This is a genomic window from Cognatiyoonia sp. IB215182, assembly GCF_033963905.1.
Taxonomy (GTDB): Bacteria; Pseudomonadota; Alphaproteobacteria; order Rhodobacterales; family Rhodobacteraceae; genus Yoonia.
Genome location: NZ_JAXBMB010000031.1, coordinates 1 through 16,520, shown reverse-complemented (window position 1 = coordinate 16,520; position 16,520 = coordinate 1). Strand labels below are relative to the sequence as shown.

General features: G+C 58.0%; 16 protein-coding genes. 10 read left to right on the top strand and 6 right to left on the bottom strand.

Going from position 1 to position 16,520, the window contains the following annotated elements:
- The coding region (locus SLH47_RS25480; protein ID WP_320243861.1) for a hypothetical protein at positions 1-492 on the bottom strand (492 nt) is incomplete at its 3' end.
- 99 nt (positions 493-591) lie between these two features.
- Between SLH47_RS25480 and SLH47_RS25475 the strand changes: the two genes are divergently transcribed.
- Positions 592-1,053 (top strand): Lrp/AsnC family transcriptional regulator, encoded by a 462-nt coding sequence (locus tag SLH47_RS25475; protein WP_320243860.1) that lies wholly within the window; start codon positions 592-594, stop codon positions 1,051-1,053.
- 194 nt (positions 1,054-1,247) lie between these two features.
- On the opposite strand, the gene SLH47_RS25470 is transcribed toward SLH47_RS25475, so the two are convergent.
- Complete coding sequence (locus tag SLH47_RS25470; RefSeq protein ID WP_320243858.1) at positions 1,248-1,901, bottom strand: NADPH-dependent F420 reductase; 654 nt, start codon at positions 1,899-1,901, stop codon at positions 1,248-1,250.
- 59 nt (positions 1,902-1,960) lie between these two features.
- Positions 1,961-2,845 carry an SDR family oxidoreductase gene (locus SLH47_RS25465; RefSeq protein ID WP_320243856.1) on the bottom strand — a complete coding sequence of 295 codons (885 nt, stop codon included), beginning with the start codon at positions 2,843-2,845 and terminating at the stop codon, positions 1,961-1,963.
- An 83-nt stretch (positions 2,846-2,928) separates the two neighbouring features.
- On the opposite strand from SLH47_RS25465, the gene SLH47_RS25460 reads away from it, so the two are divergent.
- Together SLH47_RS25460 and SLH47_RS26475 are read left to right on the top strand one after the other, a co-directional pair.
- Entirely contained in the window at positions 2,929-3,858 is a 930-nt protein-coding gene (locus tag SLH47_RS25460) for a LysR family transcriptional regulator (RefSeq protein ID WP_320243855.1), read from the top strand.
- A gap of 467 nt (positions 3,859-4,325) precedes the next feature.
- Positions 4,326-4,535: a hypothetical protein gene (locus tag SLH47_RS26475; protein WP_413785681.1), complete on the top strand. Its 210-nt coding sequence runs from the start codon at positions 4,326-4,328 to the stop codon at positions 4,533-4,535.
- A gap of 14 nt (positions 4,536-4,549) precedes the next feature.
- Here the strand turns inward: SLH47_RS26475 and SLH47_RS25455 are convergent, their stop codons facing one another.
- The gene (locus SLH47_RS25455) at positions 4,550-4,816 is read right to left on the bottom strand and encodes a hypothetical protein (protein WP_320243853.1); all 267 of its coding nucleotides are present in this window, start codon (positions 4,814-4,816) and stop codon (positions 4,550-4,552) included.
- Positions 4,817-4,968: 152 nt separating this feature from the next.
- Between SLH47_RS25455 and SLH47_RS25450 the strand changes: the two genes are divergently transcribed.
- The 7 genes from SLH47_RS25450 to SLH47_RS25420 all read left to right on the top strand — a co-directional run bounded on the left by SLH47_RS25450 (position 4,969) and on the right by SLH47_RS25420 (position 13,842).
- On the top strand, positions 4,969-5,562 hold the full coding sequence (locus SLH47_RS25450) for a MarR family winged helix-turn-helix transcriptional regulator (protein ID WP_320243851.1): 594 nt from the start codon (positions 4,969-4,971) through the stop codon (positions 5,560-5,562).
- Entirely contained in the window at positions 5,549-6,730 is a 1,182-nt protein-coding gene (locus SLH47_RS25445) for a P-loop NTPase (RefSeq protein WP_320243850.1), read from the top strand. Before SLH47_RS25450 ends, SLH47_RS25445 begins: the two co-directional genes overlap by 14 nt.
- Positions 6,723-7,985, top strand: coding sequence for a DUF6522 family protein (locus SLH47_RS25440; RefSeq protein ID WP_320243848.1), 1,263 nt, complete (start codon positions 6,723-6,725; stop codon positions 7,983-7,985). Before SLH47_RS25445 ends, SLH47_RS25440 begins: the two co-directional genes overlap by 8 nt.
- Positions 7,986-8,174: 189 nt before the next feature.
- Positions 8,175-10,958 (top strand): HAD-IC family P-type ATPase, encoded by a 2,784-nt coding sequence (locus SLH47_RS25435; RefSeq protein WP_320243846.1) that lies wholly within the window; start codon positions 8,175-8,177, stop codon positions 10,956-10,958.
- Positions 10,955-11,083, top strand: a complete 129-nt coding sequence (locus SLH47_RS25430; RefSeq protein WP_320243844.1) for a hypothetical protein — start codon at positions 10,955-10,957, stop codon at positions 11,081-11,083. Before SLH47_RS25435 ends, SLH47_RS25430 begins: the two co-directional genes overlap by 4 nt.
- 54 nt (positions 11,084-11,137) lie before the next feature.
- Positions 11,138-12,862 carry a cation:proton antiporter family protein gene (locus SLH47_RS25425; RefSeq protein WP_320243842.1) on the top strand — a complete coding sequence of 575 codons (1,725 nt, stop codon included), beginning with the start codon at positions 11,138-11,140 and terminating at the stop codon, positions 12,860-12,862.
- Complete coding sequence (locus SLH47_RS25420) at positions 12,859-13,842, top strand: universal stress protein (protein WP_320243840.1); 984 nt, start codon at positions 12,859-12,861, stop codon at positions 13,840-13,842. Before SLH47_RS25425 ends, SLH47_RS25420 begins: the two co-directional genes overlap by 4 nt.
- A gap of 410 nt (positions 13,843-14,252) precedes the next feature.
- Here the strand turns inward: SLH47_RS25420 and SLH47_RS25415 are convergent, their stop codons facing one another.
- Both SLH47_RS25415 and SLH47_RS25410 read right to left on the bottom strand, forming a co-directional pair.
- Complete coding sequence (locus SLH47_RS25415; protein ID WP_320243838.1) at positions 14,253-15,398, bottom strand: AAA family ATPase; 1,146 nt, start codon at positions 15,396-15,398, stop codon at positions 14,253-14,255.
- The gene (locus SLH47_RS25410; RefSeq protein ID WP_320243836.1) at positions 15,391-16,203 is read right to left on the bottom strand and encodes an RNA ligase family protein; all 813 of its coding nucleotides are present in this window, start codon (positions 16,201-16,203) and stop codon (positions 15,391-15,393) included. Before SLH47_RS25410 ends, SLH47_RS25415 begins: the two co-directional genes overlap by 8 nt.
- Positions 16,204-16,520 lie beyond the last annotated feature (317 nt).

The window sequence follows — 16,520 nt, the reverse complement described above, 5'->3', positions numbered from 1 at the left end:
AACGTGGATCAGAACGAACCACGCTTCGTCCTGGCCGCCAAGGAAGTGTTGGATCATACGCGTATTCTCAAGCGTGATACCATTGCCACGCTCAAGCTCCGCCCAATTGTCGAGCACATAGCCACTGTAAGGCAGGAGCGGAAGCTGGCCCAATCGGTCGGCGAGGGCTGTAACTGGAACGGCAAGACAACGAGGCAATGCTTCCGGCGCGGTCGGCTCGCCCCATACATAGGCCTGCACCATGAACGAGTAGTGGACCATCATGAGTCGCAGTGCCTCATCTCCACAGGATTGGAAGGCGGTCTCTGGCTCTATCTCGGGCAGCTGCGCCTCCAGAAGTGTGCGCACACGTCCCGAGGGAAGGAGGCTGGGCAAAGACATTGCAATGCTGCGTATCTCGACAAGTTCGGCGGGCAGGTCCACCTGATCCGCATCAAACTTGCAGAGGAAGCCTCGATCTTCGGAGATGTCATAGGCTTGGAGATTTTGCATGGGATGGCCTTTCGAATACTACTGCCTGGGGGGAGTATGCTCGGAAAACCCGGCAATCTTCTTGCTTTCGCTCTATTCATGCAGCAATATGCACAACTAATGACCTCTCTTGACCCCCATAGCGAACAAATATTGTCAACGCTCGAAGCAAGTGGGCGACTCACCAATATCGAGTTGGCTCGGCGTGTGGGGCTGTCTCCATCAGCCTGTCTACGACGCGTCCAGGAGCTTGAGCGTACGGGTGTGATCGAGGGATATCGGGCCATCATTAATCGCGCCGCGCTCAGCCCACGGATCACGGTTTTTGTCACGGTCGGACTGGCGCAGCAGCTTTACAAGGATGCCCGCGCCTTCGAACGCGCGATGGATACTGCCCCGCAGGTACTCGAGTGTCACAACATCGCGGGAAACGTGGAGTATCTCTTGCGCGTGGAGGTGGGCGATCTTGCAGAATACAAACACTTCCACGCACACACTTTGGGAGAATTGCCGCAGGTTCAGAGCATCACATCGCATTTTTGCCTGGACACGTCCAAAGACGTTAGGAACCGGCTGGCGTAAGGAACACCGGGCCACCTGTAAAAACGCTGTCCCTCTATGTTTTAGTATCCGAGTCGGGCACTTTGGTGGCAGCGGACACGATGCAATTACGTCTCACCTTACCACCGCCAACACCGAGCAAGCGCAGCGAATGTCTCCTTAGATGGGCCGTAACGCAGCATTATGATCCATCCATGAAAGGCAACTAAGGGCCGTTAAGCCCTGACGATCCGGTAGTTGAAATCTGCGTTTCCTACGACGCCCCACATTCTAAGCCAAAAGGGCATCAAGCCTTCGGTTCCCCGAGCCGCGGAGAGCGGCCCCAAGTCCACCGGATCCGACCAACCGAACTCTGTCAGCATAGCAACGACATCAGCTTTGGCGTCTTCATGGTCCCCAGCTAGAAACACATCGTGCTCTCCGCCAACCCGAGCGGGTTCGACCATGATCTGATGGTTCATCGTGTTGAGCGCCTTGACCACTTTGGCACTTGGCAGCCGCGCCTGGAGCGCCTCGCCCGCGGAGGTGGTGTTCGAGAGTTCAGGCACCAATGTCGGAGGCATCCCATTCGACATGTCCAAAGGATTTGTCACATCAATCACCGTCTTGCCTGCCACGACACCGTCCGTCACTGCATCCGCCACCTCGACGACGTTTGCACCGTTCACCGCAAAGATCACGCGGTCGGCCCATATCGCCACATCAGCGAAGGTGCCGTGCCCGGACTGCGGCCCATTGGCCTTCGCCCACGCCACGGCCTTTGGATTGTCTGAGATTCGGGCTCCCATTCGGACTTCATGTCCCAGCGCCACCAATTTGGTTGCAAGCGTATGGCCGACCATCCCAGTGCCTAGAACTGCATATTTCATCTCTCGTTCCTCCAAACATTTGGCCCCGACCGCAGCAGTCTACGGCCAGGGCTTGATTATCATGCTGCTGCTTTTTCAGCGGTCTTGAGCTTCAGCATGTCCTCCATGCCGAGATTGGTGAAGAGCCCCTCCGTAACCTGGGCCAGGTGATCATTGTACCCCTTAAGCGGCTCTGCCATACCAATGCGGTCAACTTCAGTACGGAACGGTCGTGCCCCCGGCGCGGTTCCGATCACGTCGACAACAGAATCTGCGACCAGTTGTGGGTCCTGCTGCGGATTAGCTGCGAGGAAGCCCTCAAAACCTTCCAGCGAGGCTTTAGGCGCGCCTGCCATTTCTCCGTAGCCAGTATCGCGATCACGCGACGTCGGCTGCATTAAGTTGTCGATGAACCGGGTCGGGAAACCGCCAGGCTCGACAATAGCAATGTCGACGCCAAAGGCGCTCAATTCCGCGCGATAGTTCTCGCTCATCGCTTCCAGCGCCCATTTGCTTGCATTGTAGGGGCCGTAGAACGGCAGCGCTACACGGCCAAGCAAGCTTGATATGTTGAGAATCAGCCCCTCGCCGCGTGCCCGCATATCCGGCAGAACAGCGCGGATCATCCGCTGGACACCGAAGACGTTGATGTCAAATAGGCGGCGGAAATCATCCGCGGAGAAGTTCTCCTGCAACCCGTGTGCTCCCACACCAGCATTGTTGATGAGTGTGTCGATGGTTCCCATGGTTTGGGTCGCTGCGGCGACGCCTGCTTGGACGGATGCGTCGTCGGTCACATCAATCTCGACGACCTCAACTCCTAAGGATTTGAACTCTTCGACGGCAGCGGCGTTGCGGCCAGCAATATCGCGCATCGAGCCCACGACTCGGTGACCGGCCTTGACCAGATCAGTTACGATGAGTTTGCCAAATCCGCTGCTTGCTCCGGTGATCAGAATATTCATGTCCATGTTCCATTTGCTGTGCCCAAAAGCTGTTGGGCTGTTTTGATGACCTAGAATTACGGCTTGCACAGCGGTTGGAACAGATGGATAAATTTGAACCCATGGTTCACGGTATTAGAACGCTGGGTCTGCCCGCACTTTTGAGTTTCCACACTGTCGCAAAGCTCGGCGGTATTAGCGCGGCAGCAGACGAATTAAGAATGGCGAAGTCAGGCGTCAGCCGTCACGTCTCGCAACTTGAGAGCCATTTTGGTGTCAGCCTCCTAGAGCGAGGGGCGCGATCTGTGCGCCTGACGCCAGTGGGCCGGAAGCTTGACGAGCGCATCCGCTCAATCCTTGCGGAGATCGACTTGCTGCAAGACATCGCGCAAGAAGAGAGCGTTGGTGTCTCCGGTCAGGTGACCATTGCGGCGACACCAGAGTTCGGAGGCCTGATCGCGACGGAACTCTTTCCAGTTCTGCGAGAACGACATCCAAACCTGACCCTCGTGATGCGCCCGGACTACGCGTTTGAGGACATGCAAGACCCCGGGACCGACCTCGCCTTCCGGGTTGGGACTTTCAAGGATGACCGTCTGGTCGCGCTGGAACTAGGCGCTTTCTCGCGTTGGCTCGTGGCGACGCCAGCCACACAAGCGCAATACGCGCCCAAATCGCCCGCTGATCTTGTGACCTTGCCTTGCCTGACTTTTCGAGGAGACCGCCCTGGCGGGACGTGGCGTTTTGTCAAAGCGGGTACAGAAGAGACGGTGGAAGTGTCCGGGCCGATTGCGGTCCGCAGTTTCGGAATACTTCAGCAATTGGTACGGGCAGGTCAAGGTTTTGCGAACTTGCCAAGCTTCATGGTGCGTGACGAGATTGCCAATCAGACACTTGTTCGGTGCCTCAAAGACTACGACGCACCAGAATACCCGGTTTTCCTAACCTTCCGCCCCGGGGCGCGGAACATTGCACGCGTCGATTCAGTTATTGAGATTGCCAAACAAGTCGTGCCGAGGCTTTTGCAGCAGTGACCGATATCATCGACGAAGTGCCCTTGGGCTATTGGCGTCGGAACTGTATTTCGACGCCCTAGTGGTAAGAACCCACAGCCTCACGAAAGTCCCCTCTGGCGAAGCCGCGTTGCAGCAACGAGCTTACGTCCGAATGGCCCCTTTGGGCCCTCCTCGTCGGTGTTCCATCGTTCGGACTCCTGATGCTGCATGTGCCCTGATGACGGTAGAAAACCCAACTTGCACCTTAGTCAGCTTGCAGCGAATTCCTGGTTTTGCTGACCTCTCAAAACTCTATGAACACACCGAGAACAGGATATAGGGTTGTAAGGGCCAATGCCGAGAGCATTCCCACACGACACATATTTTGCTCTCTAGGCGAGCGTGCGAGGCTCTCATAATACATCGCTTCGGCGCCTTTGCCGACTTGTTGTTTTTTGAATCTAAGCCGCCCCTTCGGTCTCCATTTTGCCTTCATTGTCACTTGGATGACCACAGCCTGTTCTAACGGTGCTGTATTCGCAATCAATCACACCATGAGAAGCTTGGGACTCAAACCTCACGACCTGCGAAGCGAAGAAATCATGGATGCCTTTGCTATTCAGACGGTCGCTTGCGTCAGAAGCGCCGGGCTCGATCCGACCACCGTGAGTTCCTGGGGCGGAGGCGTCTTAAGGGGGCGTCCCATTGGCGCTTAAGCAAGAGCAGCGCGTCAATTGTCCATGTGGATATCGAAAGCGCTTCTGAGCTGCCTGATGGTCGCAACCGGGATTGCGTAATAGCGGCTTATGTCTTCGTCGTTCAGGCCGTAATCGACCATCGCGTTTAGCGCCTTCTTAGGCCATGGGCCAAGCTGTTCGAGGATGTGAGCGGTTACGATGCCGTGGTCGCCCGTTGTCGCGCCGTGCTCGTGCGGCCAATTGTTCGACGGGCCCTCGTTTGTAGCGGAGCGAGACATTTCGATTGAAAATTCGTGCATGATAAACCTCCGCTATGGCATCCGCCTGCACATCGTCCGCACGCTTCCGCGCTCATGGTAAAGAAGACCACTGGCTATCATATGATTTCGAATCAAAATTAATTTGCCGAGGCCGTCTTGTCAAAGTGATTTCGCTTCGATACTAAATTTGTATGTCGTTACCAGAAATACCATCCGACCGTATCGCGGAACTGCTGATCCACATCGGGCGCTCGTCCAGACATGAGGATGCCGGGTCTAAATTGACGCCCGCACAATGGACGTGTCTGCGGTTTTTTGCGCGCTCCAATCGCAGCACACGTACGCCATCCGGATTTGCGAGTTTCCATGCGACGACCCGTGGTACCGCTTCACAGATCATCAAATCGCTTGAAGCACAGGACATGATCGTCAGGCGCAAATCGCCTGACGATGGCCGTAGCGTTTACTTCGATCTGACCGACGCGGGCCATGTCGCGCTTGAAAAAGACCCGCTTGGCGATCTGATCGCGGTGCTTGACAGCCTTGATGATGCGGATCGAGCAAAATTCCTGCTGACGCTCAACCGCCTGACCTCGTCTCTTTCCGACAGCCGCGGCGCCCGCACATTTGGCACGTGTGGCGACTGTACACATTTCACCCATACCGCGCAGAGCGGCTACTGCAGTTGCATCTCGGAAGAGATCGAACTCGACCAGATCAACCAGCTTTGCGCCAGCTACAGCCCGCCGCATCTCACCGAAAGAAGTGCCGATGTCAGATCTTGAGTCAGACAAAGGCGCATCACAGCGCCCCCGCATGATCGCCATCAGCAGTGGTAAAGGTGGGGTGGGAAAATCAACCGTTGCGGTGAACCTTGCAGTTGCTCTCGCAGAAACCGGTCAGCGTGTAGGTATCGTCGATGCCGATATCTATGGGCCGTCGGTGCCAGGCATGTTGGGCATTGCCGCTGACGCGCCACCTGCCATGTCGCCCGATGGAAAAGTGATCCCGTCAGAAGCATTCGGTGTGAAAGTCATCTCGATGGCGATGCTTTCAAGCGATGATGCGCCTGCCATCCTGCGCGGGCCAATGGTCACGAAATACCTTCAGATGTTCGTGCGTCAGGTCGAATGGGGGGCACTGGACCTACTGCTGCTGGATCTGCCGCCCGGAACCGGTGATATTCAGCTGACGCTTGCCCAAGCCTTTCCGCTTTCAGGTGCCGTGGTTGTGAGCACACCGCAGGATGTGAGCCTGAAGATCGCCCGCCGCGGCGTGCGCATGATGGAGCAGGTCCATGTCCCCATTCTGGGCATCGTCGAGAACATGAGCGGCTTTACCTGCCCTTCGTGCGGCACCGTTACGAACATCTTCCATGAAGGCGGTGGTGCGGCAGTCGCGAAGGAACTTGCCATCCCCTTTCTTGGGCGCGTGCCGCTGGATCCCGCAATTGTTGATACCGGCGATAGCGGTCGACCACTGGTTTTGACAAAACCGGAAAGTGCCGCTGCCGTAGCCTACCGAGATATCGCAGCGGCAATTGCGACGGGTCAGGGTCCGGATGGGGGCATTGCAACGCCTTTCAGATGGACTCTATCTGACGGATCGGGAAAGCCGACACCGGCGGCGCCCGTTTCCGATGGCGCGCCGGACAGGCTTGCCCGGCTGGATTATGACGAAACGGCGCTCATCCTGAATTGGGCCGACGGACAGGAGCAGCGTCTGATCCCGCGCGATCTACGTATCGCCTGTCAGTGCGCCAAATGTCGCGATGAAATGACCGGCAAAAGATTACTGGCACCCGAACAAATACCGCTTGGCGTGGCGATCACACGTATCTGGAGCATTGGGAATTACGCACTCGGCATGGCCTTTAGCGATGGTCATGATACGGGCATTTACACCTTTGAGCAGCTGCGTGCGCTGCGCGAGGCGACGCTGGAAGATGTCTGATATCAAGGCCAGCAGACGGATCCGGGCGCAATCATCATCTGTGGATGAGCACCTGATGGGTTTCGTCCTCGACGAACCGCTAGAGACCCTTGCGGCAACGGCAACCTCCACCCTTGATCCGGACGCACCGCTGGTGCGCGCCATACTCGGCCTGCCGGGTGTGGACCGGGTTGAGCTTTCCAGCGCGACGATCTGGGTGCGCAAGATTGAAACCGCCGACTGGTCCATTCTCAGGCCCGCAATCGCCGCCACCATCCGGGAGGTACTGGACACGTCAGAAAAGCCCCTGGGAGAGAATTCAACCGAGTTGAAGGGCGGGCCAGACAGTACTCTGCTTGACGCAGTGAAAGAGCTGTTGGAACGGCAGGTGAACCCTTCCATCGCCTCTCATGGTGGTCATATAGCGGTGGAGCGTGTCGAAAACGGTACCGTCTTTGTGCGGATGTCCGGTGGTTGCCAGGGCTGCGCTGCTTCATCGGCGACACTGCGTCAGGGGGTTGAGCGCATGCTGCGAGCGGCCCTGCCCACGATCCGCGACATCGTGGACGTCACCGACCATGAAAACGGGCAGACCCCATTCTACAAGCGCGAACCGGGCATGTCCGCCATATTGGATCGCGCAGTACCACCCGGTGTCGTGGAATGGCAGAACGGGAAAATCGTGGTGGATTCCGACTTTCTTGCGCCGCGGCTCGGGCTTACACCCGAGGCGCTTCGCCAAGGGCTGCATAGCGGCGATGTGGTGGGTGTCACGGAAACCGGTGTTGGGGAAGATGAAGGGAGCGCGCGTATCGTGCTACGCAGCTCCACCCGTGCCTGGGCGGCCGTGCTGCGTGCTGATGGCACGGCCCACGAAGTGCCGCCACCCCGCCAGTCCGCCGAAGCGTCGGAGCAAGAGCAGGCGCTGGCGGCGCAGGTCCGGTCTTATCTTGAGAGACGTCCAGCCGATGCGAAGCCGATCACGTATGGAGCCTTGACGCGGGCGCTTGGATTATGGGCGCCTGGGTCCGTCCGAAAGGTGACACGCGCGCTTGAGATGACGATGCTGGAAGATGCGCAATCTGGCCGCCCATTCATTGCGGCGCGCGTGATCAGTCGCGGCAACGATGGATTACCCGGCAAGGGCTTTTTCGACCTGGCCCGCGGTCTGTCACGTGGCCCTGAACCAAATGAGAGTGACGCGGCCTTTCATACAAGGGAACTCAGCCAGTCCGATAAGCAGCCGGAAATCCCCCACAGCATTGGGGCCGGTTGAAGACAGATAGGGACACCAGCGCGTTGCGCTGACACGACGCGGGACCATCCGCAAGCACTGTGTCCATTGTGATAGCGCACCCTGTGTCGCGTCGGGTGTGGGCGGATAATCCTTTGCCATGCGCAAGGCGCTGGCGGACCGCGCGTTTCCAACCAAAGCCGGCCTGCGGGCGCAACGGGATTGAGAACAATGAAGGATGCAGACCGCAGCGGCGTTCACCCTCTGCAGAGTGTCATTGACGTGCCATGGCACAGTCGGTCCGTGCCAGACGCGCTGGATGCGCTTGGCGCGAGTTTAGATGGCCTGACCGACGCCGAAGCCGTTGGGTTTCAACGCATTCATGGGCCAAACAAGCTGCCAGAGCCACCGGCACCGGGGATCCTGGCGCGGTTCCTGCGACAGTTCCACAACCTTCTGATCTATGTCCTGATTGCTGCCGCGACCGTGACTGCCGCATTGGGGCATATCGTCGATACGATCGTGATCGCCGCGGTCGTCATGGTGAATGCGATTATCGGGTTCGTTCAGGAAGGCCGGGCGGAGGATGCACTGTCAGCCATTCGCGACATGCTGGCACCGGAAGCCCGCGTATTGCGCGATGGACGACGCCTGACAGTCTCGGCGGAGGCGCTGGTGCCCGGCGATGTTGTTTTGTTGGAACCCGGCGACAGGGTGCCCGCTGATCTGCGGCTGACAAAAACCAACAGCTTGCGCATTCAAGAAGCCGTACTGACAGGCGAATCCGTCGCTGTCGAAAAGACGCCCGTTCCCGTCCTGGCCGATGCAGCGCTAGGAGATCGTAGTTGCATGGCTTTCAGCGGCACGCTTGTCGCGGCGGGCCGGGGGCACGGTCTTGTGGTTGCAACGGGCGCCGTGACCGAGATCGGACGGATCAGCGGCCTTCTCAAGACAATGGAGATCGGCACAACGCCGCTCTTGAAACAGATGGAGGTATTCGCTCGTAACCTAACGGGGGTCATCCTTGTCCTTGCCACCATGATACTCGCATTTGGCTTCTTCGGCGCCGGGCTGCCATTCAGTGAGATCTTCATGGCCGTGGTTGGATTGACGGTCGCGGCGATCCCCGAGGGCTTGCCCGCGATCCTGACCGTCACGCTGGCGATCGGCGTGCAGCGCATGGCAGAGCGGCGTGCCATCGTGCGGCGGCTGCCCGCGATTGAGGCTCTGGGCTCGGTTTCGGTCATCTGCTCCGACAAGACTGGCACATTGACGCGAAATGAGATGACTGTTGCATCAGTTGCAACATCAAAGCGGCTTTTTACCATCACGGGCGCTGGCTATGCGCCGGTTGGCACGATCACGTTGAATGGTCGCGACGTATCTGGGGCGGATTTTCCGCTTTTGTCGGATCTGGCCCTCGGGGCCGTGCTTTGTAACGACGCGGACCTTACGCAAACAGATGGGGAATGGCAGATGGACGGCGACCCGATGGAGGGTGCGCTGTTGACGTTCGCCTGCAAAGCCGGTCTTGACCCGACTGCTCTGCGCCGTGCCAATCCGCAGACCGACGCCATTCCGTTTGACGCGCAGCATCGTTTCATGGCGACGCTGCACCACGATCACGCGGGCGGTGTCGCAATCCACATCAAGGGCGCGCCAGAGCGGATCATCCCGATGTGCACAACCGCGCATGCAGAAGAGGATGGTGCGCAGCCCATTGATACCGATTACTGGCATGCCCGCGCGCAAGAGATCGCAGAGCTTGGCCAGCGTGTCATCGCGATTGCGCTGCGCGCCAACCCGCCTGACGCACAAAGGCTAACCTTTGATGCCGTAGAGGGCGGTCTGACGCTATTGGGCCTTGTCGGTCTGATCGATCCGCCGCGTGACGAAGCCATTGCAGCCATTGGGGAATGCCAGTCGGCGGGCATTCGGGTGAAGATGATTACGGGCGATCACGCGGGCACAGCAATGGCCATTGCCCGGCAGTTGGGCCTTCGGAATACCGATGAGGTTCTGACCGGCGCCGAAATCGATCAGCTTGATGACCCCACGCTGAAAGAACGCGCGCTGCAGGTCGACGTGTTTGCGCGCACTAGCCCCGAAAACAAGCTGCGGCTGGTCGAGGCAATGCAGGCTGGCGGTCACGCAGTGGCGATGACCGGTGACGGGGTGAATGATGCACCCGCGCTCAAACGGGCAGACATCGGTGTGGCTATGGGGCGGACAGGCACCGAAGCCGCAAAGGAGGCGGCGGAAATCGTTCTGGCCGATGACAACTTTGCCACGATTGCGGCAGCGGTACGGTCGGGGCGGACGGTCTATGACAATCTCAAAAAGGCCATCGTCTTTCTGCTGCCCGTCAATGGAGGCGAGGCGCTGGCCCTGATCATCGCGCTGTTGCTGGGGCTCACGCTGCCGATCACGCCGGTGCAGATCCTGTGGGTGAACATGGTCAGCTCCGTCGTGCTGGCCATGGCCCTGGCTTTCGAAGCGGCCGAACCCAACATCATGCGCCGCCCGCCACGACCTGCGGATGAGCCGATCCTGTCGCGTTTCGTCATTTGGCGGGTCGGCTTTGTATCACTGCTGTTCTGCCTTGGTATCTTCGGCATGTTTATCTATGCGATCAACACGGGCGCCAGCCTCGAAGAGGCAAGAACCATAGCCGTCAACACCCTTGTCGTGATGGAAATATTTTATCTCTTCTCGGTCAGGTTCCTGAATTCCTCGTCTTTGTCCCTGAAGGCCATGCTTGGCACCAAACACGTTCTGATCGCTATCGGCGCTGTAACGGTTCTGCAATTCGCCTTCACCTATGCGCCTTTCATGGAGGTCTTTTTCGACACCCGTCCCATCGGCGTCATGCAAGGGCTGATGATCGTCGCGGTCGGGCCGGCCCTGCTGATTGTGCTTGAATTTGAAAAAAGGGTTGTCCGCACGCTGAAGTTGCGCCGGCAAGCAACCGACCCAACGATCATCAAAATGCAAAAGCAGAGAAAACCGACATGAGTGAAAGCGTGAAGGCCACGGAGGACAAGGTAGCATCTCATCACAGCACCGATCATCTGGACAGCATCAAGGGCCTCTTCGACCGGATGGAACAGCGCCGGATCGACGGTCGTGCCGTCAAGTAGATGTAGTTCTCGGCAGCCCGGGTTCGGACGACCAGAAAATCAAAAAGGTAGATAATGACAGAGGCAATCGAAGGGTACCTTTTCTACGAGATCGCGGCCCTTCTTGTGCTGGCCGCAGGGGTCGGGTTTTTGGGCCTGATGCTGCGCCAGCCATTGATCGTGAGTTTCATCGCCGTGGGCATTCTTGCCGGGCCCTCTGCGCTTGATCTGGCACGATCCGATCAGCAGATCGATCTTCTGGCCGAGCTGGGGATAGCGTTGCTGCTTTTCCTTGTCGGCCTGAAGCTCGACTTTAATCTGGTCAGAACATTGGGTCCGGTTGCCCTGGTCACTGGGCTGGGTCAGGTGATCTTCACCACGGTGTTCGGGTTCCTGATCGCTATTGCGCTTGGCATCGACGCACTTACGGCGATTTATGTCGCCATCGCCCTCACCTTCTCATCCACGATCATCATCGTGAAACTTTTGTCGGACAAACGCGAAATCGATGCGTTGCACGGGCGTATCGCATTGGGCTTTCTGATTGTGCAGGATGTGGTCGTGGTCGTCGCCATGATCGCGCTGTCAGCCATCGGTGTTGGCGGCGCCGCCACCGGTGATGGCGCGGTCGCGGATGTGCTTGCGGTGCTTGGTTACGGCCTTGCCATGCTGGTTTTCGTCCTGCTCTTTATCCGCTACATCGCCAGCCCACTTGTCGAACAACTCGCGCGATCGCCGGAACTCTTGGTATCCTTTGCAATCGGTTGGGCGGCACTTCTGGCCGCAGTGGGCCATTACCTTGGCTTCGGCAAGGAACTCGGCGGACTGCTTGCGGGTGTTTCGCTGGCCTCGACCCCTTTCAGGGAAGCGATCGCTGCAAGATTGGCAAGCTTGCGCGATTTCCTGCTTTTGTTTTTCTTCATCGCGCTTGGTGCGTCTCTTGACCTGTCTGTTCTGGGTGCAAGCGTCGGGCCTGCCATTGTGTTGTCGCTTTTCGTGCTGATCGGGAACCCTTTGATCGTGCTGACGATCATGGGGGTCATGGGTTATCGCAAGCGCACCGGCTTTCTTGCGGGGCTGACGGTCGCCCAGATCAGTGAGTTTTCTCTTATCTTCATGGCGATGGGCGTGACCATCGGCCATGTCTCCGAGAGTGCCCTGGGTCTCGTCACACTGGTCGGCCTCGTCACCATCGCGGCCTCGACTTATATGATCACGTTTTCCCACCAGCTCTATCGTGTTTTTGAGCCGGTCCTTGGCCCGTTCGAACGAAGGTCACCCAAGGCAGAACCCGAAGGCGGTACAGGGATCGCCCAACACTATGATACGATCATCTTTGGCCTTGGCCGCTATGGGTTGGGGATCGCATCAGCGCTGCGCGACGAAGGAAGGCACATTCTTGGGGTCGACTTCAGCCCCGCCGCAGTTCGCAACGCCCGGCAGATGGGTTACGAAACCCAGTTCGGCGACGCAACCGACCCGGAGTTCCTGGCGCATCTGCCGCTAAAGCAGGCGCGCTGGCTGGTCATGACAGTGCCCGAACATGACACCGGCGTCACCCATGACGATCCCCGGCAGGCGCTTCTTAAGGCGGTCGACGATCTGGGCTTCAAAGGCAAGGTTGCAGTGGCCGCCCACCAAGATCCGACAGCTGAACGGCTTGCGTCCAGCGGCGCAGATCTTGTCCTGATGCCCTATCGCGACGCGGCTTTTGCGGCTGCGGCCATGATTGCCGGTGAAGCGTCCGAGCCGAGATACACCATCGAAGACCCCGACGGCCAAAGAGAGTTACCAGCATGAGAACAGACCCCTTCACGCCGCGCCGTATTCTTGCAGTGATCAACGAAAGCCACGGACAATTGGCGCTGCGTAGCGCCATCGAAGTTGCAAGTAACCATGGGGCCGATCTGGATGTACTTGCCTGTGTCGAGCCGCCGCGCGACATCGGTCTTATCGCCCGCCTTTCCGGTTCTGATGCGGACACAATCGTTAAGAAGCTTGTAGCACAGACACGCGCGACAATCACCGAACGCCTGCAAAAGGTCTGTCCTGACCGCGCGATCACACCATACGTCGCTGCAGGTAAGCCGTTTCTTGAGGTTATTCGTCATGTCGCAGAGGCAGGTTGTGATCTTGTCATCAAGGCCGCAGAGCCGCTAACCAGTGTCAATCGCTTCCTGTTTGCCAGCACTGATCAGCATCTTCTGCGCAAGTGCCCGTGCCCCGTTTGGCTCCAAACACCGACAGCGCCTGTCTCGCCCAAGCGGATTATCGCGGCAATCGATCTTGATCTTTGGGATGCAGCAGAACCAGAGACGCTGACTGACTTGAACCGGCAGGTTGTCAACGTGGCGCGCGCGCTTGCCAACGTACCGGATGCGCAAGTGATTGTTCTTCATGCATGGGATGCAATTGGAGAGGGTTTGGTCTGGGCATTCACGACCGGCAAGAATGCGCGCCTGTCGGCGGATCGATATGTCAATGAAGTTCTTGACGCGCGACTAAAGGCTATGAACGCATTCATGGCCTCGATTAACGGACCAGACTCGAATGCCAAGCACCTAGTTGTGCCGAAATTGGTGCGAGGCGCGCCAGAGGAAGTGATTGAGGCGCAAAGCCGCATGTTGAATGCCGATCTGGTGGTTATGGGCACAGTCGCCCGAACTGGCATCAGCGGCATCTTCATCGGCAACACTGCGGAAAACATCATCAATAGCCTTGGGTGTCCGATCCTTGCCGTAAAGCCGGAAGGCTTTGTGAGCCCTGTGCTACGCAGTTGATTCCGCGCATTTGCGACTGTTTTACCGGTCAGTCATCGGCTTGAAGCAGTATTTGATCGTGCTCGGCAGGGTGGATTTGACTTGGTCATTCCTGGCATGCGTGCCGCATGCTGGAAGCGCAGGTTTGCCCGCGCCTTGCCAGTTAGACCCGACTTTGGCGATGGCACAGTCTGGATTCAGAGCGCATCAAGACCATGGAATGACCCCTCCAGTGAAATGCAACGCTTCGCAACAACTGGGTTGTATGTGACAAAATGCTGCTTCAGCGAAGGTGGAAAGACTGGCGTTTGCAACGTCCACGATCTACCAATTCACCGGACTGGCGAATTCGCCGTTGCGGAGAGTGTCGGCAATATGGGGCGTTCGCAGAGTCTTTACAGCGAGGCGAAGGTCCGGAATGGGCCGAACTTCTAGACCACTTCAACACTATGAGCCTCCCACATCTGCGGCGGCTCAAGCCTCTTCGACAGATGGTCAATCACAGCGTCGGGGACAGCATCTGGTCGATCTCGGTTTTGACAGCGCAGTTTGTCTGGGTCTGGTTCGAGATAAACAATCTCGACACGGGCACCGTAGTCACGCAGCAGCCGCAGCACCCGTGATCGGTTCTGTCGGGTCACATTGGTTGCGTTCCATACAAAATCACGTCCTGCCCGCAGGTGCTCTCTGGCCCGTTCATGTGCCGCCTGGATGACCTGGCCTTGATTGTCAGTAGCAGAGACGTCTAGTTCGTCTCGGATCAAATCAAGACTGACGACAGGATGTTCTGGGCGGTGTTTCCCGATCCAGGTATCCTTCCCTGCACCAGGCAAACCGGACATGACAGTAACCGTACAAGGGAACGCCTCGTGCGCCTCATAGTGCGGGTCTCGGTCTTCCAACTCAAAGAAGGCAACCCGGCTTTCATCATTGGCGAAGGCAAATTTGTGATCCCAACAGTTGGCCTCTTGGAAGGTCAATGCGGCGAGGCTCACACTCTCCAAGATGGATTGCTGGTCCTCACATTTGCGACCCATGGCGTCGGCCTTGGCATGAAGACAAAGGTGATCCGCCCTGCACCGCCACGATGTTTCAATAGCCATACGGTTTGGATCAGGCCGCTCGATCAGCCAGAACGGCAGTTGGTGGTGGGCGATGATCCCGCACAGCGCTTCACGCCATGCAAACGGAGACCCCGCATACCAGAGCAGTTCCCGTGCGATGGATGCACCGACGCGAGAATGACCACGGGAGGATATGCGTCCGTCATCTTCATGCTTCGTGACGGCGGGCTTGCCGACGTCGTGCAAGACGGCGGCCCAGAACAGGTTGGCCCGGTCCATCTCGGGAAGACCTTGCCAGTCTGGGTCAGCCACCAGAGCCTCGACCACCATTCGTGTATGAGTGCCGACATCGCCTTCGGCATGATGGATCGGGCCCTGCGGACAGGTGTGGAGAGTGGCAAGCTCCGGCCATAGTGGCCAAATCTCATCCCAATCCACCTGCCAGACTGGACCGGAAGGCACGAAGTCCAGCAGGTTTTTATGGGTGACGGCGTGTTTGATGGGCTTACGCATCGTAGGCCCCCTCCACACCCAGCGTGGGTGCAAAGATATCGACACCACCGGCCAAGCCGTTCGGCAGGATCGGACGGTCATGCCAATGCCCATCTGCCGCTTCTATTGCCTGCAAGAAGTCGGCACGGACGAACTTGAACCGATCCTCCACGTGATCCGCAGTCTCCTGTTTCAGATACAGCCCTTCGGCCAGGTCACTGTCCTCGGTCTGCTGGTCAACCATGTCAGGGCGGCTGCCAGACCGTTCTGCTGCCAGTACCAGTGCGTCACGCCACTCTCCCGATTTGTACGGTGAAGGCCGGGTCAGGCTGACCAGTTGGTCAACGGACGCGATTTCGCCTGTATGGACGACAGGCACCGGCATGATCGGCAATCCTGTCAGCAAAGCCCGACGAGCCGCCGTACTCAGGAACAGACCAGTGTCCCGGTCCAGTACATCGAACTCCATGAAGTAATGCGGGAGCCGGTCATAGAACACGGTGTGTTTGGCATACATCCATTCGCCATACATGACGAAGCGGTCCCCCAGCACAGGGTGCAGGACATGCGCATGGGTCGCAGCCCAGGTCTTCAGCAAGGCAAAGTGACGTTCCCGGCCACCACCGGTCAGATAATGCCCCCGGCTTTGCAACAGCAGGTTGCCATCCACGTCGAATGACACGGCGGAGTTGGCCCCATCCAGCTTCTCCTCAACGATCAGGCGTTGGCCTGAAAGCTCGTTGATTGGTTTGTCATCCGGCATATCGCCCACCTGAAGGCGCGAACCTTCGATGTGCCGCGTACGCGGGTATTTCTGGATATTCATAACGGTCTCATGATGCTTCGATTGGTCGCACAAAAACGCCCCGTTGGGTTTACCAGGGTGTTGTTTTGACTATGTGCACAGCAACTACATCGAACTTCCGTGGGGTTCGGGGTTGAGACAGAAGACCCTAGTACTGGCAGTGATTGAAAAAATCAACCGTGGACGTTCAGTAGGACGTGTAAGACGGCAGGCAGTGTCTTAGCCCCGTAAAACAGTGCCACTATTTTGGTGTCACAGGAGGGATTGGAGATGGTACGGAAGCGGTATTCGGAGGAAGATGCGTTGAAGCTTTTGCATGAGATCGACGTGCATTTGCA